The sequence below is a fragment of the Shinella sp. HY16 genome, from assembly GCF_028534175.1.
Lineage (GTDB): Bacteria > Pseudomonadota > Alphaproteobacteria > Rhizobiales > Rhizobiaceae > Shinella.
The window spans coordinates 114,532-133,991 of sequence record NZ_JAHYXL010000002.1; the positions used below are offsets into that span (position 1 = coordinate 114,532).

The window sequence follows — 19,460 nt, forward strand, 5'->3', positions numbered from 1 at the left end:
TAGAGAAAGTAATGTTTAGCCTTTCGCATGTCGCAGCATTCATAGAGGTAATCGAAACTGGCAGCTTTCACGAGGCGTCGCGACGGCTTCAGATATCCCAACCGACTGTCTCACATAATGTGAAACGATTGGAGGATATACTAGGGGTGCGGCTGGTCGAGAGGAGGAAGGACAAGTGTGTGCCGACTCGGCAAGGGCTCGTATTCTTGCCATTCGCACGCAGCCTTTTGACCGTCACGAAGAGATCTCTGGACCGCCTGCACAGCGGCCGGATTACGTTGGGTGCCAGTACTAACATCGGTACCTATATTTTGCCAGTCCACTTGAAGCGTTTACAGGATGCTCAAGGCCGGCCACCTGAGGTGGCCGTTGCCTCAAATCCTGAAATCATCGAAAAGCTCTTGAGGAAGGAGATTGATCTAGCCTTTACCGAATGGTGGGACGATCGAAAAGGATATCAAGCCCGCCTTTGGCGGAAGGAAAAGCTGGTAATAATCGTATCCCCACAGCATAATTGGAGGACGCGAAAAACAATTGAAGCGGCAGAGTTATTTCAAGAGTCCCTCATTGGCGGAGAACGTGGAACCGGTACCGGATCCGTGCTCCGCGAGGCCTTCGGCCAAGCGGCAGAGCAATTCCCAATCTCATTCAATGTCGGGAGCACTGAGGCTGTGAAGCATGCAGTTCGAGCTGGTCTCGGCATTTCGATCGTGATGAGGAGCACTGTCCTCGATGAGCTCGCGTCGGGTAGGCTTTATGAGGTTTCTGTTGAGAATGTGGTTCTCGAAAAGTCTGTGTGGGCTGTACATCCCGTACATATGGAGGATGGTTCACCGGAAGCAATCGCGCTTAAGGTTATACTCGATGCGAGCGCCCCTCTGGGTGACCTAGAGCACGTCCACATTACTCGGGGTCATATCCGCAAGATTTGAAGTAGTTGGCGCATTCCTGCGGCTCGAACATGGTAACGGCCTGGCCGACCGCATCCTTTGGTATCGCCGCCTCAATTCCCGGAGTATCCCATACAAGGGGGACAAGATCGGGGACCGCCCGATTTTCGATGCGTAAGGTTCCCTGCTCCATGTCGCGAATATTCGGCCGTCAGACACATAGTTGGTTTCCATGGATCGTTTGTCATAAACGAGGGTTTTTGAGCATGCCATAGCGCATGCCGTCACGCCCCTTGAATGGCGCGATGGAATCTTCTCAAAACTGTTATAGAAACGGTTGTCGCAAAATGCTATGTGTCCAACGACTTTCAAGAACATTTGGATGGCTATGCGGGTCGGGTACGCCAGGGTCAGCACGATCGATCAAAATCCGGAGCTTCAGCTTGAGGCGCTGAGACGCGCCGGTTGCGAGAAGGTGTTTACCGAGCGCGGGTCAGGCGCTCGCGATGACCGCCCGGAATTGGGCCGAATTCTCTCCGACGTGCTTCGCACTGGTGACACGCTCGTTGTCTGGAAACTCGATCGGTTGGCGCGATCGCTAAAGAAGCTCATCGCGACGGCGGAAGAGTTGGAGCGCGCGAAGATCGGGCTCGTGTCCTTGACCGAGAGCATTGATACGACGACGCCGGGCGGCATGCTGACCTTCCATGTCTTCGGTGCGATCGCCCAGTTCGAACGTGCTCTGATCCGCGAACGCACGACGGCTGGACTGGTCGAGGCGCGGCAACGTGGCCGCAAGGGTGGCCGCCCGCCCGCGATGCGCCCGGGCGATATTGCCGCGGCGCGCGCCCTGATGAAGGAAGGCAGCATACCGGTACGCAATATTGCGCAGCGCATGGGGGTTTCTGTTGCAACCCTCTATCGTCATATCGGCAAGAAGGGTGGCTCTCCCAAAACAGTGGAATCCGAGGACGTCCATGGCTGAGCGGAGAAAGCGGCCGCCCGGAGAGGCTCTTGTCGATCTTCGACGCCGATTGTCGCTGCTTTCTCCCCGTGATCCAGGCCGTACCGAGATTGTTGCTCGTGCCGCCGATGCCTACGGCATCTCGATCTGGACCCTGTATCGGGCGCTGCGGGAGTTGAACCGCCCGAAATCCGTACGGCGCGCCGATCACGGAACCTCCCGGATCGCCCCGCAGCCGGAGATGGAAACCTATGCCGAAATCATCGCGGCCCTGAAGATCAGAACGGCGAACCGGAAGGGGCGGCATATCTCCACGGCGCGCGCCATCAAGCTGCTTGAGGAAGACGGCGTGGTGACGCCCGATGGCCTGGTCCGTGCACCGCCCGGCATCTTGAAACGCGCAACGGTCGATCGGCTGCTGCGTGTTTCCGGCCTGGATTATGCGCGCGTCACCCGCCCGGTGGCTGCCGTCCGATTCCAGGCGCGGCGTTCCAACGAACTCTGGCACTTCGACATGAGCCCGTCCGACCTGAAGCAGGTGGAAGCGCCGCTTTGGGTCGAGGAAGGGCGCGGCCGGCCGACGCTGATGCTGTTCTCCGTGGTCGATGATCGCTCCGGCGCGAGCTATCAGGAATACCGCTCCGTCTACGGCGAGGACGCGGAGTCCGCCTTGCGCTTTCTCTACAATGCCTTCGCCGCCAAGCCTGAACCGGAACTGCCGCTTCAGGGGATTCCAACGACCATCCATATGGATAACGGGCCGGTGAGCCGCTCGCGCGTTTTCCAGTCCGTCATGGGTAGCCTTGGTGTCCGGGTTCTCACGCATATGCCCCCGTCGGACAGCGAGCGGCGCACGCCGGCGCGAGCGAAAGGCAAGGTCGAGCGGCCGTTTCGCACGATCAAGGAAGTGCACGAGACCCTCTATCATTTCCACAAGCCGAAGGACGAAGAGGAAGCCAACCTTTGGCTCAGGCGCGCCTTGGTCACCTACAATAACGGCGACCATCGCACAGAGTCTCATGCACGCATCGAGGATTGGCTGCGGCATCTTCCTCCTGACGGGGTGCGGGCGATGTGCTCCTGGGAGCGGTTCTGCGCCTTTGCGCGCGAACCGGAACGACGGACGGTTGCTGGAGACGCGACCGTATCGGTCGAAGGCGCATCCTATGAGGTCGAGCCCGAACTTGCCGGCGAAACGGTGACCTTGCTCTGGGGCCTGTTCGATCAGGAACTGTTCGTCGAGCATGAGGGCAAGCGCTTCGGTCCATTCCAACCTTCGCGCGGGGCGGTTCCCCTCTTTCGCTATCGCAAATACCAGAAGAGCAAGCTCGAAGAGCGGCTCGACAAGGTGGTGCGCCTGGCAGACCAACTTGGGCTCCCCCGCGCCGCGGTCACCGGCGGGGATCGTCCATTGCCTTCGCTGCCCCCGACCACGGCTGGGCTGAGTGTACGGCGGACACCGTTTCCGGAACCCGCAATAGAGACCGCTTATCCAAATGGCCTCGCAGCCCGTGGGGCCATCGCCGACCAGCTCGGCCGGCCGATCGGCGCGATGAATGCCGGTGACCGCGCCTTCATCAATGAACTGCTTGGAGAAACACTCGACAAAAAGATGATCGCGGCCCGTATCCGCGAACGCTTCCAGGCGCGAAGAAAGGAAGAATGATGCTCGCTGACGTTCAATCCAGTTACGGCCTCGACCGGCCTTTCCAAGGGGCCGGCAACTTTGAGACCGAGCATCAGCGCACGATCATCCGCGAGGTGTGTGCGGCCGTCCAGACCGGTCGGCTTGTCGTGGTCTCCGGCCTGGTCGGTTCGGGGAAAACCCACCTTTTGCGCCGCATCGAGGCCGAACTCACCAAAGCCGGCAAGGTCGCACTCGCCAAATCGCTGGCGGTCGACAAGCGGCGCACTTCGCTGCCATCGCTCATTGAAGCCCTGTTCTACGACTTGTCTCCCGGCGATCGTGCGCAGGTCAAGATCCCCAAGCAGGCCGAGCGCCGGGAGCGCGACCTGCGCGACATCATGAAAAAAGGCAAACGGCCGATCGTCCTCGTGGTCGACGAGGCCCATGACCTGCACCACAAGACCTTAACCGGCCTGAAGCGACTGATGGAGGTGGTCGCCGACGCCGGCGTGCTCCTTTCCGTACTTCTTGTCGGGCATCCCCGGTTGCGCAATGATCTGCGCCGGCCGCAAATGGAGGAGATTGGCTACCGCACGACCATTTTTGACTACGAGGGGATCGGCTCCGCGCGCCGCGACTATGTTGCCTGGCTGCTTGGCGCCTGTGCGGCCGAAGGCGTAAAGGTTGGCGAACTCCTCGAGGAAGAAGCCATCGACCTCATCGCCGAACGTTTGCGCACGCCGCTTCAGATCGAGATGCATCTCACCCTCGCATTCGAGCAGGGCTTTCGCCTCGGCGCCAAGCCGGTTACCGCCGAAATCGTCGAGCAGGTCCTGTCCCGCGCCATCGACGATCTCGAACCGACGTTGACCCGAAATGGTTACGATGCGACGGCTCTGGTCACGCACCTCAATGCTCGGCCGTCGGATATCCGCGCCTTCCTGGCGGGCACCCTTGATCCCGAATATTCCCGTCAGCTGACCGAGCAACTACGACAGGCAGGCGTCCCGGTTTGACCATGCCGTCGCTGGCAATTAATCTGAGCACGTGGGGGATGTTTGCAAGCAGACCCGGATGTTTGCGAGCACATTGGCAGGGAGCGTGAGCACGACGCCCGCTCCATTGTCAGATAATTCGAGCAGAAAATGCCGATGTTTGCGAGCAGAGGCGCTTATGTTGGCAAGCCGCTACAGCTACGGCCTGACAACTGCGCATATCCTTTATCGCATTCCCGACTTCGAATCCGTTCTCCAGGCCTATGTCTGGCAGGACTACGATCTCGCACCGGACTTTCCCGAAATGCGCAAATTTCTCGACTTCTGGCAGACGTCGCTGGATGGGCCGCTGCACTCGGTGCGCTACACCCATCGGCGCCTGATCGGCGCGAACGAATGGCGGCGCGTCGAGGGCGAGTTCAGGCTGCATTGAACTGGTCTGAAAAAAATTCGGATGAGGCCCTTGAAGATCGACTAGGCAAAAACCAGATCGATTGCCGCCAGCCGCTGGATCAGGGCTGGCCTTGCTGGGAGCGCCGTCTTTCGGCGCCCCGTATCCATGTTGCTTCAAGGAGGATATGGTTATGGCAACATCCTACGATTATGCGCCGCTCTTTCGGTCGAGCATCGGCTTTGACCGTGTGTTTAACCTGCTGGAAAATGCGCAGCGTGCACGCTCAATCAGCGACTGGCCCCCTTACGACATCGTCAAGACCGGCGATGACAGCTATCGGATTGCGATTGCCGTCGCGGGGTTCGCGCGAGACGATCTCGACATAACCTTTCAGTCGAACCTGCTTACTGTAACCGGCAGGAAACAGGATGCGTCGGCGGAGGGCTACCTGCATCGCGGCATCGCGTCCCGGCCATTCGAGCATCGCTTCGAGCTTGCGGACCATGTGAGGGTCGATAGTGCAGACCTGAATAACGGTCTCCTCTCGATCGGACTTGTCCGCGAGATTCCCGAGGAGATGAAGCCGCGCAAGATTTCGATCGAGAGCGCGCCTGCGCTCGGAAAACTTGGTTCTCCCGCACAGATCGAGGGCCAGAAGGCCGCGTAAGAAGTGAACGATGCGACAACGGGTGCCGGTGGAGCGGCGCCCAACGGCATGACGGGTTGGGAAGGAGGACGATATGAAACCCGATGTGTTTAAGAGACCTGTCCAAATACTCGTTGGTCTCGGCTTTCCAATGGAAATCCGGACTGCGGCCGAGGCCTACAGACATTTGGTCGATCGGCCTCACCTGAACAAGGATGCCTCGTACACGATAGCGCTGAACGCATGCCGCGCAGCAATGCGGGGGGAGGTGGAGGTGGAGATCGCTCGCGGTCTCTATGCTGCATTTGCCGAGAAACACGACCTCTTGGTACCCTCGGGTGACCCTGTCATCGCGCACCGACGACGGCGTGACCGCGGTCCTCATATTCGATGAGGTGCGGATGCCCGATATCCCCATGCCTTACCGGATCATCGACGGATCGGGTCGAAACGCCTTGGATATAGGCCCCTTGGGGTGACCGCCGTTAGGTCTTTTTTCGGCAACCTGGCGGGCCGAGCAACCTCGGACATAGCCGCCGGTACGAAGGTTCGAACTGCGCGGCGCGATGGTGCCCGCCCGTATTTCCAGCCCGCGATCGCGAAGCCGATGATCTCGCGCCGCAAAATCAGCTTCGGCGCTCTTCCGATCGAGTGATCGCAGGTTCATCATGTCGTCAGTCATCGATGTTGTTCCTCAGCTTGCTCATGAGCAACTAGACCCTACCCGCAATCATAGACAGCCATGAAATCCAGCTACACTACTCTATGGGACACGATCGCAATTCGTCTTTCATTGATCTCGCGAACTATCTTGGCGGGAGCGTTGTAGCTCGCGGCTAATACACTATGCTCAGGCAATCCCAACGTTTTTCGAAACCTCATCCGCCTCGTTTGCCAACGTCTCGTAGTGCGTTTGACGCCCACTGCTTTCTCGCCAATAAAATCCTACCTCACGCCGCTCGCTCCAATCGTCGATTGACAGCAACTTCACATCGTCCTCCTCTCTAAACTCCGCGCGTGCGTAAAGCTCTGGGAAGAGCGAACATCCCATTCCGATCGAGACCATTTGACGAATGGAATCAAGGCTTGTGCCTTCGTAGTCGTCAACAACAATGGCGCCCGAAGCTGCTGCCAGATGGTGCACGTTTTCCATGAGTCTGTGACCACTGCCGAGTGCCAAAAGCGTTTCATCGACAAGATCAGAAATCCCAACCGACCGCTTATCCGAAAGTGGGTGGTCTGCGGGCACGCCTAAGAATAGTTTCTCGTTCCCAATGCGTCGAAACTTTAAATCCGATCTCTCAGGCGCCGGTCCAAGACCGCAGTCCAGCGCACCCGCCGCCACGGCGTCTTCAATGTCGACCGGGCGGTCTTCTCGAATGTAGATTTTGAGACTTGGAAACTTGCGATGAAGGCCAGGAAGAAAACGCGGAAGAAAGTAAGGACCGAACGTCGGCGCCGTTGCGAGCCGCACTACTCCGCCTAGAGTTTTCGTATCGCCGACCGCTCTGTCGACTATGTCGTCGACCGACGCAAGCGCCAGTCGAGCGCCTCGCGCGATCTCGGATCCAATCGGTGTGGTGATGACGCTGCTCGGTGTGCGCTCAAAGAGCGTGACGCCTAGGGACTTCTCCACCAATCCAACCTGAACGGACAGGGTCGGCTGCGAGACATGGCAGTGTTTCGCGGCTTTCCCGAAGTGCCGCAAGTTATCGAGCGCGACTATGTATTCCAGTTGGCGAAGAGTAGGGCGGTAGGGCATATTTCCTATAGTTATGAACTATCGCCGGAATTGCAACAATGAATTGGAACTATTGGAGAGATTACCCGATGTTTGTGTGGTCAACGAAAGGAAAATCAAATGGACCAGTTCTTGAAGTCACTTCGTAGCCGCAAGGCGCATGTCCAGTCTCGTATCGACGACGAACAGTCGCGGCCAGCACCAGATGTCCTCCGCTTGAGCGCGCTTAAGAAATTGAAGCTGCGTTTCCGGGAGCAGATCGAGCTCATCGAGCGTCACAACCGCCAGAGCACACCGGTCCTCATCCCTGTCGTCAGACGAAGATCATTCAAGCTCTAGAGTAAGGGATGACAATGTACAAATACATCAGCCTACAAGATCACAGATCTTGAGAGGCTAACGACGCTCTTCACAAGCTCGTCAGTGGCTACCGAACGCTCAAAAACGATTTGGGACGCGCTCAGTCGGTGTGAGTAAGACTACTATGTCCTGACCAGACTATCGCAGTTGATCGCTGCGATGCGTGGGTCACATCAGAGAAGAGCTGGAAATTCGGCGAAAGGCAAGGTCAGCTCGCCGAACGCAGGAATACACTTTTGTTCGTCCCAGCAGCGGACCCATCCCCCTCAATTTCCTATCGCAGTCCGGGCCCCTCTGACGAAAGATGCCGGTCCTTTCGTGATGTCGGACTTCAAAAAAACAGGATCGCCGGCTGGAGTTTCTCACGTGGAGTTAACGTTTCTTTTCGCTGATTGGCTGGGAAAATCCGCCTGGATGTGGCTAGGGTTCCTCGGTATCGTGCTTGCACTCCTGATTTTTGACTTGGGCGTTCTCCACCGCGAAAGCCGCGAGATCGAGGTCAGGGAAAGTCTGCTTCTCTCATCCGTCTACGTTTCGCTCGGCCTAGCCTTCGGAGGATTTATCTGGTGGCAGCTCGGTCCTGAATCGGGGATGAACTATCTCACGGGTTTCGTGGTGGAAAAGACCCTGGCGCTCGACAATGTGTTTGTCATCGCGCTGATCTTTTCCTTCTTTGCCGTTCCCCGGATCTACCAGCATCGCGTGCTGTTTTGGGGCATTTTGGGTGTGATCGTGCTTCGCGCGATCATGATCGGAGTGGGTGCAACACTCGTCTCTCAGTTCTCCTGGGTGCTCTATGTCTTCGCCGCCTTCCTGATCATCACAGGCGTCAAAATGTTCTGGATCGGCGATAAAGAGCCGGAGCTGGCTGGCAATCCCATCATTTCCTTCCTTCGCCGGCGGCTAAACGTCACTGAAGGGCATCACGGTCAGGCCTTCTTCGTGAAGAAACAGGATCCACTAACCGGCCGCTTGACCTGGTTTGTCACACCGCTGTTCCTAGCTTTGATCATGGTCGAACTCGCCGATATCGTCTTTGCAGTCGACTCGGTTCCTGCGATCTTCACGATCACTACAGACCCGTTCATCGTCTACACCTCGAACATCTTTGCGATCCTGGGACTTCGCGCGCTCTACTTCGCACTGGCAGCCATGATCCATCGATTTAAATATTTGAAGCCGGCCCTTGCCATCGTTCTCGTGTTCATCGGCTCAAAGATTTTTGTCGCAGATCTGCTTGGCCTCGAGAAATTTCCCGCCGCGCTCTCGCTCGGGATTACCTTCGCTATCATCGCGGCGGGCGTGTTCTGGAGCCTCGTGAAAACACGCGACGACACGAATCCTGCTTAAACATCGTTTTATCAAAAGCTAACCCGAATAATTCATGAGGGGTTGGCGGATGTGGTTCAAGCCGTTGAAATGACGTAGGATTTGGTTGCTTACGCCGATCCGCGTCGTTTCTGGGAGACCGCACCCGCCATGAATGATCCTACGCTAGCGCTGCCCGGTTTGTCATCTGTTCGCGGCAAGTGCGTTGTCGCCCGTTTTGATGGCGGCATGCTGTCGTCCAACAGTGGGGTTCTCGCTCTTGCCGAAGTCGAGAAGCGGCTGCGGGTGGCTGACCGTCTGGCGCGCTGCATCGACGATCCGCGCTGCCCGGACCAGACCATCCATAGCCTGGCCGACATGATCGGCTTTCGCATGAAGATGATCGCTGCCGGCTACGAGGATGGCAACGATGCCAACCGTCTGCGTTCCGATCCGGTCTTCAAGATGGCCCAGGACGCGCTGCCGTCGGGTCGTAACCTGGCCTCGCAATCGACGATCTGCCGGCTGGAGAACCTGCCCGGCGTGCGGGAACTGGTGGCGATGGGCCGGGCGATGGTCGACCTTTACTGCGTCTCTTTCCGGCAAGTTCCCAAGCGGATCGTGCTCGACATTGACGACACCTTTGACGCCGTGCATGGCGGCCAGCAATTGCGGCTGTTCAATGCCCATTACGATGAATATGGCTTCCAGCCGATTGTTGTGTTCGATGACGCGGGACGGTTCGTCGGTGCGGTTCTGCGACCGGCAAAGCGGCCGAGCGGGGTCGAAATCCGTCCCCACTTGCGCCGCCTGGTGCAGGCGATCCGGAGCAATTGGCCGAACACCCGGATCCTGATCCGGGCCGACAGTCATTACTGCAGCCCGCAGGTCATTGACTGGTGCCGCGCCAACCATGTCGACTTCATCTTCGGTCTCGCGCCCACCACCACCTTGCGCAAGCATGTCGCAGACCTGGAAACCAGCACGGTGGCGCGGTTCGAAGCGTCGGCGAAGACGGGCAAGGTCCGCAGGTTCAAGGAATTCTTTGATGGCGCCGCCAGCTGGAGCCGCGTCGAGCGCATCATCGCCCGCGTCGAGGTTGGCGCCCAAGGCGCCGACACCCGCTTCATCGTCACCAACCTTGCAGGTGGCAAGGCCAAAGCGCTCTACGAGGACGTCTACTGCCGGCGTGGAGCGGCCGAGAACCACATCAAGTCATGGAAGACGCATCTCGCCGCCGACCGGACCTCCTGTACGAGAGCGGCGGCCAACCAGTTCCGGCTGTTCTTGCATGCTGGCGCCTACTGGTTGATGTGGGGCCTGCGCGCCGCAATGCCGAAACGATCCAGCTTTGCCGTCGCCCAATTCGACACGCTGCGACTGCGCCTCATCAAGATTGCCGCGCGCGTGGTCGAGATGAAAACCCAGATCCGCCTGCACCTGCCGACATCCTGCCCGGATCAGCGCATCCTGCGCATCGTCCTGGATCGCATCCCGCGGCTCGTGACATAGCCAACGGGGCGCTGACGCCCCAAAACGACCCCTGACCTCAACCTGCAAACCCCGCCTTCCATCGCGACGGATCAACTCCGGCGACTGGAAAAACTTGCCTGCGGTGTCGCGCAGCCAGCAAAAGCCTCGCATCTCGTCGCCAAAACGGCCCGCGCCATGCATTAAGGCGGCTAAGAGAACGGCCCAATGATCTCTGATATTTTCGTAAGCCTGGTCGCATCCTTCGTTGTCTATCCGCTGCAGGCCGAAATTGGGGAGAAGGTGCGGGCAGCCCGCCAACCGGTGGCGATCCTCGCACAAGCTCAAGCCTGCATCGCGTCGCAAGGACCGAAGCTGATTGAGCGCGCCACTAGCGACTGGGGTTGGGCTGCGACGACGGCGATCCGGGTCTCGGTTGGCTTTACACGTAGAGAGGATTTGCTTGATCGGAAAGATCCGGCCTGCTCTGACGTGATCCGAGCGCTGAATGCGTCAGCTGTGAGCGGCTCTTGATCCGTGTGCAGAGTACACGCAACGGAGATGAATGCACGCTGCTCTCTGACGGCGAAATCCGCGGTGTGGCATCGCGCCATGCACAAACTTTTGATTGTTGCTGGAGCTTCACGCGGTTTTTGAGTTCAAAGTGATCTACGCTTTCGGTGAAAAACTGCTTCTTCTCCAAGCATATGTGCCGCTCCAGTCGGGGCTGCGACAGATGAATAGCCGGATTAAATCCGATCGATGGTTCACTGGTTGGCAGTTGTGCGATCATGCGTCTGGCAAGGGGGTTACCGAGACGCAATCGCGATTGAAGTTTTTGACGAGGGCCTTCGCCATTCCGTGGATTGAGAGCCTCAGATCAACGCAGATGTACGTCCACACATTGATCCGAAACAGCCCAATCCGCGTAAAACGGGAGAGATGTATATGGAGAATTTCAATGGATGCTGTCGCCAACCAGGGCTGCCGTTTGTCAGCGGCATATCGTCCGACTCAAGAGGAAGCGGAAGAAGCAGTGCGGACTCTTCTTCGTTGGGCCGGAGACGATCCCAACCGGGAAGGCTTGCTTGAAACGCCGAATCGGGTTGCGAAGGCGTATCGCGAGCTGTTTTCCGGCTACGAGGTGGTGCCGGAGGATGTTCTTTCCAAAACGTTCTCAGAGGTAGCTGGTTACAAGGACATGGTTCTTGTGAGGGACATCGGGTTTCATTCCCATTGCGAGCACCACATGGTGCCGTTTCATGGGATCGCCCACATAGCCTATATTCCGGACAGGGGCGTGGTCGGGCTTTCAAAGCTGGCTCGGCTCGTCGAACTTTATGCCCGCCGGCTTCAAACCCAGGAAACCATGACCGCGCAGATCGCAAAGGCTCTGGATGAATGCCTCCGGCCGCAGGGTGTTGCAGTGATGATCGAGGCTGAGCACATGTGCATGGCGATGCGAGGCATCCGCAAGGAAGGCGCCAAGACGTTGACCACCGTGTTCACCGGCCAGTTCGATGTGTCGGCGGAGCGGCAGGCGCGCTTCATGATGCTGGCGCGGAAATGAAACGCTTACGGTGACTGTTGCAACCTAAAGAGCGTGAAATGACCGAAACGCTGATGCGATCATTATCTCACGGGTACTCCGCCTTGGTCCTTGGGGCGAGCGGCGGAATAGGTCAGGCGTTTCGCTGGCAGTTGGAGATGGATGCCGGCTGCGGCAAGGTCGAATGCCTTTCGCGTAGAGATGACGCTTTCGATGTTACGGACGAATATTCTGTGCTGCGCGCCGCCGACAGGATGAAGTCGGAGGCATTCGATCTTATCGTCTGTGCTACAGGCGCACTGACCATCAATGGGCTCGGACCAGAGAAGTCGCTTCGTCAAATTTCACAGCACTTAATGATGGCGCAATTTGCGCTCAATGCCATAGGACCTGCCTTGATACTCAAGCATTTCGTTCCGTTGCTCGCGCGACGAAAGCGCGTGATCTTTGCAGTTTTGTCGGCGCGCGTGGGCTCTATTGGTGATAATGCGCTCGGAGGATGGATTTCCTACCGTTCGTCCAAGGCCGCTCTCAATCAGATCGTTCACACCGCCGCGATTGAAGTGAGCCGGACGAACCCCTCATCCTTGCTCGTCACCGTGCATCCGGGCACCGTTAAAACAGACCTGTCCGCGCCATTCGCGTCGGGGCACAAGCGTTTCGAGCCCAATGATGCAGCGCGCCGCATCCTGGAGATGCTCGACGGTCTGACGCCGGACCGTACGGGCGGGTTCTTCGCCTATGACGGAACCGCCATCGCCTGGTAGCCGTAGATTGGTGCTCCATATCCACACGGTTTGCAAAGTCGCCTCCCATGAGCACTGTCCGCAATCTCATATTCATACTCGGCGATCAGCTGACGTGGTCGCTTTCGAGCCTTGAAGCTGCCGATCCCGGGCGGGACATCATCTTGATGTGCGAGGTGATCGAGGAAGCCACCTATGCACATCATCACAAATTGAAGATGGCGCTGATCTTCTCGGCCATGCGGCATTTCGCCATCGAGCTTCGCGAAAAAGGCTTCGACGTCCGATATGTCCATCTGGACGATCTAGACAACACGGGTTCGTTCACCGGAGAACTCGACCGCACGGTCGCGGCAATATCGCCAAAGCGCATAATCGTAACCGAAGCGTCCGAATGGCGCGCTCTTCAAGCCATGAAACCTTGGAAATCTGCGTTTGGCTTGCCAGTGGAAATTCGCCCAGACACCCGGTTTCTGGTGTCCAAACAGGACTTTCAGACATGGACACAAAGCCGCCGCGCGCTGACGATGGAATATTTTTACCGCGACATGCGCCGCCGCACCGGTCTCCTCATGAATGGAAAGGATCCGGAAGGCGGACGGTGGAACTTTGACGCAGACAATCGCAAGCCCGCCCAGGCAGACCTTTTCCGTCCAACGCATCCACGCTTTCCGCCGGACGCGGTGACACGGGATGTCCTCGACCTCGTCGAGCGCACGTTTCCGCGTAATATGGGGTCGACGGCCCAGTTCTCCTTTGCCGTGACCCGCTCCGATGCACAAAAAGCGGCGGATGCCTTCGTTCGAGACTTCCTTCCCGATTTCGGCAAAACGCAAGACGCAATGCTGAAAGAGGAACCATTCCTCAACCACGCGCTCTTGTCCTTCTATATCAATATCGGCTTGCTGGATCCTTTAGAGATATGTCGGATGGCCGAACGTGCCTATCGGGAGTGACACGCGCCGCTCAATTCCGTCGAGGGGTTTATTCGACAAATCATCGGTTGGCGCGAATACATCCGCGGCATCTATTGGCTGAAGATGCCGGGCTACGAGAAGAGCAACATTTTCGATGCCAAACGACCCCTTCCGGATTTTTTCTGGACCGGCGAAACGGACATGGCCTGTGTTTCATCCGTCATTAAGCAGACGATGAAACACGCCTATGCGCATCACATCCAGCGCCTGATGGTCGTTGGAAACTTCTCGATGCTGTCGGGCCTGGACCCCTATGCTGTCCACGAATGGTATCTGGCCGTCTATGCCGACGCGTTCGAATGGGTGGAATTGCCCAACGTCATTGGCATGAGTCAGTTTGCCGACGGCGGCTTCATGTCGTCCAAGCCCTATGCCGCGAGCGGCGCCTACATCGCACGTATGTCAAACTACTGCGGCGGATGCCGATACGACGTTTCGAAGAAGAGCGGGAAGGACGCCTGTCCGGTAATCCTCCGGTGGAGGCCGCGGGTTATGCCGCTTGAGCGTTCAGCGTGTCTTGCTGCCAGTTCCACGGAAGCAATTGCTCCAGCCTGGTGATCGGCGTGTCGGCGATGCGGGCGAGAACGTCGGCAAGCCATGCCTGCGGATCGATGTCGTTGAGCTTGGCGGTCATGAGCAGTGTCGCCATGAACGCGGCACGGTCAGCACCACGGTCCGATCCGGCGAAGAGCCAGGACTTCCTGCCGAGCGCGAAGCCTCGCAGGGCTCGCTCGGCCGCATTGTTCGTCAGGCAAATCCTGCCATCCTCGAGGAATGACGTGAAGCCATCCCAACGCTTGAGCATGTAGTCAATCGCCTCTGCGACGGGAGAACTGCGCGATAGCTTTGCCCGCTCGGTTTGGAGCCAGCCGTGCAGCTTTTCGACGAGTGGCTGGCTGTCCTTGCGCCGGCGCTCCAGGCGCTGGTCGGCGGCAAGCCCGTTGATCTCCCGTTCGATGTCGAACAGACCATCGATCCGTTTGATCGCTTCCAGGGCCATGGGCGAGATCGGCGCGGCGTTCCTTCCACGTTTGGCGTTTGCCGCAATGTCGGCGAGCACGAAGAACTTGCGCCTCGCGTGCGCCCAGCACAGTGCTTGCGTCAAGGAACCGGGATCGCGGTCTACCTTGAACAGCGGATTGTAACCGCCATAGGCATCCGCCTGCAGAATGCCGGTGAAGGTCTTCAGATGGCGTTCCGGATGCTCCTGCCGCCGGTCTCGCGATGCATAGTAGAGTGCCGCCGGCGGTGATAGCCCTCCGAACGGCCGGTCATCCCGGACATAGGTCCAGATGCGGCCCGTATCGGTCTTTCCCTTCGCCAGGATCGGCACGGTGGTGTCGTCGCCATGCAGCCGCTCGGCCGCCAGAACATGCGCCTCGATCAGCGAATGGATGGGCTTCAACGCCGCGGCACAAGCACCAACCTGGTCGGCCAGCGTCGACAAGCTGAGGTTGACGCCCTCGCGGGCATAGCGTTCGCTCTGGCGATTGAGCGGCTGGTGCTGAGCGAACTTCTCGAAGAGGATCATCGCCAGCAGGTTCGGCCCGGCAAAGCCGCGGGGCGTCACATGGAAGGGGGCCGGCGGCTGCGCAATCTTCTCGCACTCGCGGCAGGTGAACTTCTCCCGCACCGTCTGGATGACCTTCCACTGACGCGGAATGACCTCCAGGGTCTCGGTAATGTCCTCGCCGAGCTTCGACAGCTTGGCCGAGCCGCAGCAAGGGCAAGCCGTCGGGGCGGCGATGACGACGCGTTCGCGCGGCAGATGTTCGGGAAACGGTTTGCGTGATGGCCGCTTGTGCTCGAAGGCTTTGACGGCTGAAGCTTTGGCTGCGATCTCCGCAGCCAGTTCATCTTCACCGGCGTCCGCTTCGAGCTCTTCGAGCTGCAGCTCCATCTGCTCAAGGAGCCGCGCCTTGCGCTCGGACCGGCTGCCGTAAAGTTCACGGCGAACCTTGTCGATCTCCAGCTTCAGCCGCGCGATCAGCGCCTCGGAATGCGACACGAGTGCCTTTGCGCTGGCGGCTTCAGCCTTGGCGGTCGCCGCTTCTGCTTCGGCTGCAACACGTCGAGCGCGTTCCTGGGCCAGCAGTGCAAGCGCACTGGCAAGGTCGTCCGGAAGCTCTTCGGTCGCATCGCTCATGACAGGATGGAATCATATTCGACCCCGCCATTCCAGTGCTTTCGCTCACCCGGCGGACGTCGGCCGCCAGGTCTTTTGCGGCATTCGCCAGTCGATGCCTTCCAACAGATAACCGAGCTGCGCAGGCGTGATTACCACCGTGCCATCGGCTGCCGATGGCCAGATGAAGCGTCCACGCTCAAGCTTTTTCGTGAACAGGCAAGCTCCCTGGCCGTCATGCCAGATCACCTTGATCAGGCCACCACCGCGGCCGCGGAATACGAACAGGTGCCCGCACATCGGGTCACCCTTCAGCGCCTCCTGCACCATCAACGACAGACCCGGAAAACCTTTGCGCATGTCGGTATGGCCTGTCGCCAGCCAGACCTTTACACCTGTAGGGACCGGGATCATCGCAGTCCCAGCACACAGTCGAGAATACGGCCAAGCGCTTCGGTATCGATGTCGCTATCCACGCGGACGCGTCGGCCACGACCAAGTTCGATCGTTACATCGCTGCGCTTGCGTCGGGGATGGGATGGTGCGGGTGGCTCCGGTATAGCGGGCGAGCCTGCCGAAGCGGTCTCAGACACGATTACCGGCACCAACATGCTTGCCGCTCCTGCCGACGGCCCATCGACCTGGCAAAGCTCCTTGCGCCAACGGAAGAGCTGGCTGACATGGATGCCGGCCGCGCGGGCAATCTCTGAGATCACCGCATCAGGTTCAAGACAGGCAGCGACCAACTGCTCCTTCTCCTCGCGAGACCAGCGTCGACGGCGCTCAACAGACGTGATCACTTCAATCGGATGCTTCGTCATAGGACTATCCCTAGTGTTTGCACTAGGACTTCCGATGTTCAGCGTCACCTCACAAGGCGGCCCTCACCGTGGGCTTACCCTGTCCGTTCAATGCCCTGTATTGGGATTTCATCGTTCGAAACGCTGATAGCCTCTCCACAAACCATCGTCTCGCCCAGATTTACTCCTCTTGGGATCGTATGCGCCCTGAAACAAGGAAGGCGTATCGGAACAGCGCATCCACGTTTCTGAAGAAGCTGGACGATGGTGAACGGGTTTGAAAAGGCGACATCCTTCAGCGATTCATTCGGTACGTCTCACTGAGGCGGAAACTCTAGCTTGCGCACGTTATATCCGAGTTCGCTCGCTTTACTTATCATACGCTCGAGCTTCGTCTTGGAGGGGACGGCACGGGCATAGATCCAAAGGTCCGTCATGGATGGATTGGCGCTGATGAACCAGGATTTGTCAGGTGATTTGTAGAGCACCCAGTAGTTGAACGTGATCAGCAACGGGTAGCGAACGCGCATCTTCGCATTCGTCGATCCAAAGTCTTGGATCTTGCCGTTTCCGCGAACTGTCTTGAGACGGCCGTCCGGCGTCTCCATTCGGCAACCATCCTCAACCAAGACCTCGTTCGGTGCTTTACCTTGTCGGTAGGTCGAGTAACCCGCGACGCATCCGTCCGTCAGGAGCATGGGTGTGCGACCGATCTCTAGCCAAGTGCCGCGGTAGTGATCCAGCCCGACTTTGACGACCTTGGGGGCAGCGTATGCAGCCCCACCACCACCTGACAGGAACGCTGCCAACAGAGCGGTGCCGACCGCGAGCGTGAGGTGTTTCATGAAGTTCTCCCTAGTGTAGGTTATGATCTCCGTGGCGCACTAAGCTTCAGGTATTATATTAGGGTCCGGACTCACTAGAGCCACCAGATGACGGCTGCGGCGAGAGCGACGGCACCCATGAAGTTTTTGATGTTGCGATCGAAGCGGGTGGCGAGGCGACGCCAGTCCTTGAGACGGCAGAACATACGCTCGATGACGTTGCGCTGCTTGTAAACGGCGCGGTCGTACTCGTACTGGACCTTGCGATTTCGACGTGGCGGGATCACAGCCTCGGTACCGCGCTCGTCGAGCCACTCGCGCAGAGCCTGGCTGTCATAGCCCTTGTCCGCGACGAGCTGCGCGGTGGGCGGCAGGGCTTCGATACACAGCCTCGCCACCTTGCAGTCATGGACGTTGCCGGGCGTCAGGAGCAGGACGTGAGGGCGACCTTTCGCGTCGCAGACGGCATGGAGCTTGGTGTTCCGTCCGCCTTTCGTGCGGCCGATACCATGAGCCATGGCCCCCCTTTTCCGCCGCCTGCGCAGCGGTGGACCTTGATGCAGCTACTATCGATGAACAATCTGTCCGGCGCATCCTCGGCTCCGGCGAGTGCGCTGAAGATGCCTTCCCAGATGCCGCGCTCGGACCAGCGAACGAAGCGATTGTAGAGCGTCTTCTTCGGTCCATAGACGTCGGCGCAGTCCGCCCAGCGTCCACCGCATCGCAGCGCGTGGACGATTCCGCTCAACACGCGACGATCGTCCACGCGCGGCTTGCCCCGCACATCCGTTGGCAGGAGCGGTTCGATCCGTTCCCACTGCGCATCGGAAAACCAAAAGAAATCAGACATCTCACCGCCCTTTCGTCGCGGCAATGAATCATGCCCCAGCGCTCAAGGAAAGCTAATTATTGGGTCCGGACCCTAATGTAGTCCTTATAATAAATTAGATAAAAAACATAAAGAATTAACGCCGTAAATTCGAAAATATTTACGAACAATAAGGGAATATTTTTTCCTAGGATCATTAATGATCTTGTCTCTCGCGATCTTCCGAAACCGAAAGCCAACCTGCTGATCTGCAAAATAGCATCACGGCTTCTTCCGCTTTCTTCTTGTTTGGAAACGGGCCCTCAAGGTAGTGCTATCGGCCGTTGAATTCGACGAATACTCCTTTTCCAACAACATCATAGATAATGTTTGGTTTGATTTCGCCGGCCATTTTAGACTCCGACACTTTATAACGGTTTCTGTTTGCTTCCATACCTGTAGTTTTTTGCAGGCCTTCTCGAGCGATATTTACAGGAGCCGTTTTATTTAAGTTGAAAATGCAATGTAAATGGTGGCGCCCCGCGTAAGCAGATTTAGTACCTAAAATGCGAGGCGCCATTACTACCTCACATCGGGGGCATGAGGACCTTGTCAATCACGTGAATAACGCCATTGTCGGCTGCTACGTCCGCATTCACGACTTTTGCCTCGTTGACAGTAACGCCATTGTCCAGATCAACGGAAAGGTCAGCGCCGTTAACGGTGGCTGCCTTCATGTCGTCTTTGAGGTCTTTTGACATCACCTTGCCGGAAACAACATGGTAGGTGAGAATTTTGGATAGCTTGTCCTTGTTTTCCGGCTTCAGAAGGTCCTCCACGGTTCCAGCCGGGAGAGCCGCAAAGGCATCGTCAGTCGGTGCAAAAACAGTGAAAGGACCGGCGCCTTTAAGGGTGTCGGCAAGGCCTGCTGCTGTTACCGCTGCCACAAGGGTCTTGAATTGACCATTTGCCTGCGCGGTGTCGACAATGTCAGCTGCGTGAGCGCTATACGCTGCGGAGGAAAGGGCGAGTGTGGATGCAAGAAAAAGTCTCTTCATTATGCGTTCCTTCCGTCTCTGTCGCGTGCCATACGCGGTTTTTGAACACCTTCATCTACGAGCACTTATAGAAATCGGATCAGTGAAGATGGCTTGGGTCCAGAAATTCCAATACTCTTTCTGACGGGAAGTACGGGAACAGTCCGGTGCGACAACTTTCGTAGGCCTGAAGACGCGC

Annotated in this window: 24 protein-coding genes; 15 read left to right on the forward strand and 9 right to left on the reverse strand. The window is 58.0% G+C overall.

The window, feature by feature from the left end:
- The first annotated feature begins 11 nt into the window (after nucleotides 1-11).
- The 7 genes from K0P03_RS20645 (at nucleotide 12) to K0P03_RS20675 (ending at nucleotide 5,910) form a co-directional block, all read left to right on the forward strand.
- Nucleotides 12-932, forward strand: a complete 921-nt coding sequence (locus tag K0P03_RS20645) for a LysR family transcriptional regulator (protein ID WP_003501100.1) — start codon at nucleotides 12-14, stop codon at nucleotides 930-932.
- Between the two features lie 340 nt (nucleotides 933-1,272).
- Nucleotides 1,273-1,875 (forward strand): recombinase family protein, encoded by a 603-nt coding sequence (locus K0P03_RS20650; protein WP_003501098.1) that lies wholly within the window; start codon nucleotides 1,273-1,275, stop codon nucleotides 1,873-1,875.
- On the forward strand, nucleotides 1,868-3,520 hold the full coding sequence (locus tag K0P03_RS20655; RefSeq protein WP_003501095.1) for an IS481 family transposase: 1,653 nt from the start codon (nucleotides 1,868-1,870) through the stop codon (nucleotides 3,518-3,520). Before K0P03_RS20650 ends, K0P03_RS20655 begins: the two co-directional genes overlap by 8 nt.
- Nucleotides 3,517-4,497 carry an ExeA family protein gene (locus K0P03_RS20660; RefSeq protein WP_003501092.1) on the forward strand — a complete coding sequence of 327 codons (981 nt, stop codon included), beginning with the start codon at nucleotides 3,517-3,519 and terminating at the stop codon, nucleotides 4,495-4,497. The genes K0P03_RS20655 and K0P03_RS20660 overlap by 4 nt, the downstream gene beginning before the upstream one ends.
- Nucleotides 4,498-4,654: 157 nt before the next feature.
- Entirely contained in the window at nucleotides 4,655-4,909 is a 255-nt protein-coding gene (locus K0P03_RS20665) for an usg protein (protein ID WP_272790534.1), read from the forward strand.
- A 151-nt stretch (nucleotides 4,910-5,060) separates the two neighbouring features.
- Nucleotides 5,061-5,537, forward strand: coding sequence for an Hsp20 family protein (locus K0P03_RS20670; RefSeq protein ID WP_130520328.1), 477 nt, complete (start codon nucleotides 5,061-5,063; stop codon nucleotides 5,535-5,537).
- Nucleotides 5,538-5,610: 73 nt separating this feature from the next.
- Entirely contained in the window at nucleotides 5,611-5,910 is a 300-nt protein-coding gene (locus K0P03_RS20675) for a DUF982 domain-containing protein (protein WP_272790535.1), read from the forward strand.
- Between the two features lie 27 nt (nucleotides 5,911-5,937).
- Here the strand turns inward: K0P03_RS20675 and K0P03_RS20680 are convergent, their stop codons facing one another.
- Together K0P03_RS20680 and K0P03_RS20685 are read right to left on the reverse strand one after the other, a co-directional pair.
- Nucleotides 5,938-6,198 carry a hypothetical protein gene (locus K0P03_RS20680; protein ID WP_272790536.1) on the reverse strand — a complete coding sequence of 87 codons (261 nt, stop codon included), beginning with the start codon at nucleotides 6,196-6,198 and terminating at the stop codon, nucleotides 5,938-5,940.
- A 168-nt stretch (nucleotides 6,199-6,366) separates the two neighbouring features.
- Nucleotides 6,367-7,278 carry a LysR substrate-binding domain-containing protein gene (locus K0P03_RS20685; protein ID WP_130521310.1) on the reverse strand — a complete coding sequence of 304 codons (912 nt, stop codon included), beginning with the start codon at nucleotides 7,276-7,278 and terminating at the stop codon, nucleotides 6,367-6,369.
- 99 nt (nucleotides 7,279-7,377) lie between these two features.
- Here K0P03_RS20685 and K0P03_RS20690 point away from each other — a divergent pair, with 99 nt between their 5' ends.
- The 8 genes from K0P03_RS20690 to K0P03_RS20725 all read left to right on the forward strand — a co-directional run bounded on the left by K0P03_RS20690 (nucleotide 7,378) and on the right by K0P03_RS20725 (nucleotide 14,225).
- The gene (locus tag K0P03_RS20690) at nucleotides 7,378-7,596 is read left to right on the forward strand and encodes a YdcH family protein (RefSeq protein ID WP_130521312.1); all 219 of its coding nucleotides are present in this window, start codon (nucleotides 7,378-7,380) and stop codon (nucleotides 7,594-7,596) included.
- 387 nt (nucleotides 7,597-7,983) lie between these two features.
- Nucleotides 7,984-8,967, forward strand: coding sequence for a TerC family protein (locus K0P03_RS20695; protein ID WP_165909502.1), 984 nt, complete (start codon nucleotides 7,984-7,986; stop codon nucleotides 8,965-8,967).
- Between the two features lie 129 nt (nucleotides 8,968-9,096).
- Nucleotides 9,097-10,437 (forward strand): IS1380 family transposase, encoded by a 1,341-nt coding sequence (locus K0P03_RS20700; RefSeq protein ID WP_050746896.1) that lies wholly within the window; start codon nucleotides 9,097-9,099, stop codon nucleotides 10,435-10,437.
- Between the two features lie 186 nt (nucleotides 10,438-10,623).
- Nucleotides 10,624-10,929 carry a hypothetical protein gene (locus tag K0P03_RS20705; RefSeq protein ID WP_130521316.1) on the forward strand — a complete coding sequence of 102 codons (306 nt, stop codon included), beginning with the start codon at nucleotides 10,624-10,626 and terminating at the stop codon, nucleotides 10,927-10,929.
- A gap of 427 nt (nucleotides 10,930-11,356) precedes the next feature.
- Nucleotides 11,357-11,965, forward strand: coding sequence for a GTP cyclohydrolase I FolE (gene folE, locus K0P03_RS20710; RefSeq protein WP_130521318.1), 609 nt, complete (start codon nucleotides 11,357-11,359; stop codon nucleotides 11,963-11,965).
- A 38-nt stretch (nucleotides 11,966-12,003) separates the two neighbouring features.
- Complete coding sequence (locus tag K0P03_RS20715) at nucleotides 12,004-12,711, forward strand: SDR family NAD(P)-dependent oxidoreductase (protein ID WP_245462427.1); 708 nt, start codon at nucleotides 12,004-12,006, stop codon at nucleotides 12,709-12,711.
- Between the two features lie 47 nt (nucleotides 12,712-12,758).
- A complete protein-coding gene (locus K0P03_RS20720) occupies nucleotides 12,759-13,646 on the forward strand; it encodes a cryptochrome/photolyase family protein (protein ID WP_272790537.1) in 888 nt (295 codons plus the stop codon).
- An 84-nt stretch (nucleotides 13,647-13,730) separates the two neighbouring features.
- A complete protein-coding gene (locus K0P03_RS20725; RefSeq protein WP_272790538.1) occupies nucleotides 13,731-14,225 on the forward strand; it encodes a hypothetical protein in 495 nt (164 codons plus the stop codon).
- Here K0P03_RS20725 and tnpC read toward each other — a convergent pair.
- From tnpC to K0P03_RS20760, 7 genes are all read right to left on the reverse strand, one after another.
- The gene (gene tnpC / locus K0P03_RS20730; protein ID WP_272790539.1) at nucleotides 14,158-15,813 is read right to left on the reverse strand and encodes an IS66 family transposase; all 1,656 of its coding nucleotides are present in this window, start codon (nucleotides 15,811-15,813) and stop codon (nucleotides 14,158-14,160) included. The genes K0P03_RS20725 and tnpC overlap by 68 nt on opposite strands.
- A gap of 45 nt (nucleotides 15,814-15,858) precedes the next feature.
- Complete coding sequence (gene tnpB / locus K0P03_RS20735; protein ID WP_272790540.1) at nucleotides 15,859-16,206, reverse strand: IS66 family insertion sequence element accessory protein TnpB; 348 nt, start codon at nucleotides 16,204-16,206, stop codon at nucleotides 15,859-15,861.
- Nucleotides 16,203-16,613, reverse strand: coding sequence for an IS66-like element accessory protein TnpA (gene tnpA, locus K0P03_RS20740; protein ID WP_037407864.1), 411 nt, complete (start codon nucleotides 16,611-16,613; stop codon nucleotides 16,203-16,205). The genes tnpB and tnpA overlap by 4 nt, the downstream gene beginning before the upstream one ends.
- Before the next feature lie 296 nt (nucleotides 16,614-16,909).
- The gene (locus tag K0P03_RS20745) at nucleotides 16,910-17,437 is read right to left on the reverse strand and encodes a lipocalin family protein (RefSeq protein WP_272790541.1); all 528 of its coding nucleotides are present in this window, start codon (nucleotides 17,435-17,437) and stop codon (nucleotides 16,910-16,912) included.
- Nucleotides 17,438-17,511: 74 nt separating this feature from the next.
- A protein-coding gene (locus tag K0P03_RS20750) for an IS5 family transposase (protein WP_443020527.1) occupies nucleotides 17,512-18,266 on the reverse strand; the annotation gives its coding sequence in 2 pieces (ribosomal slippage) (nucleotides 17,512-17,922 and nucleotides 17,925-18,266; 753 coding nt in all).
- Between the two features lie 292 nt (nucleotides 18,267-18,558).
- Complete coding sequence (locus K0P03_RS20755; RefSeq protein ID WP_229545361.1) at nucleotides 18,559-18,804, reverse strand: hypothetical protein; 246 nt, start codon at nucleotides 18,802-18,804, stop codon at nucleotides 18,559-18,561.
- A gap of 7 nt (nucleotides 18,805-18,811) precedes the next feature.
- On the reverse strand, nucleotides 18,812-19,282 hold the full coding sequence (locus tag K0P03_RS20760) for a fasciclin domain-containing protein (RefSeq protein ID WP_130521327.1): 471 nt from the start codon (nucleotides 19,280-19,282) through the stop codon (nucleotides 18,812-18,814).
- Nucleotides 19,283-19,460: the final 178 nt, after the last annotated feature.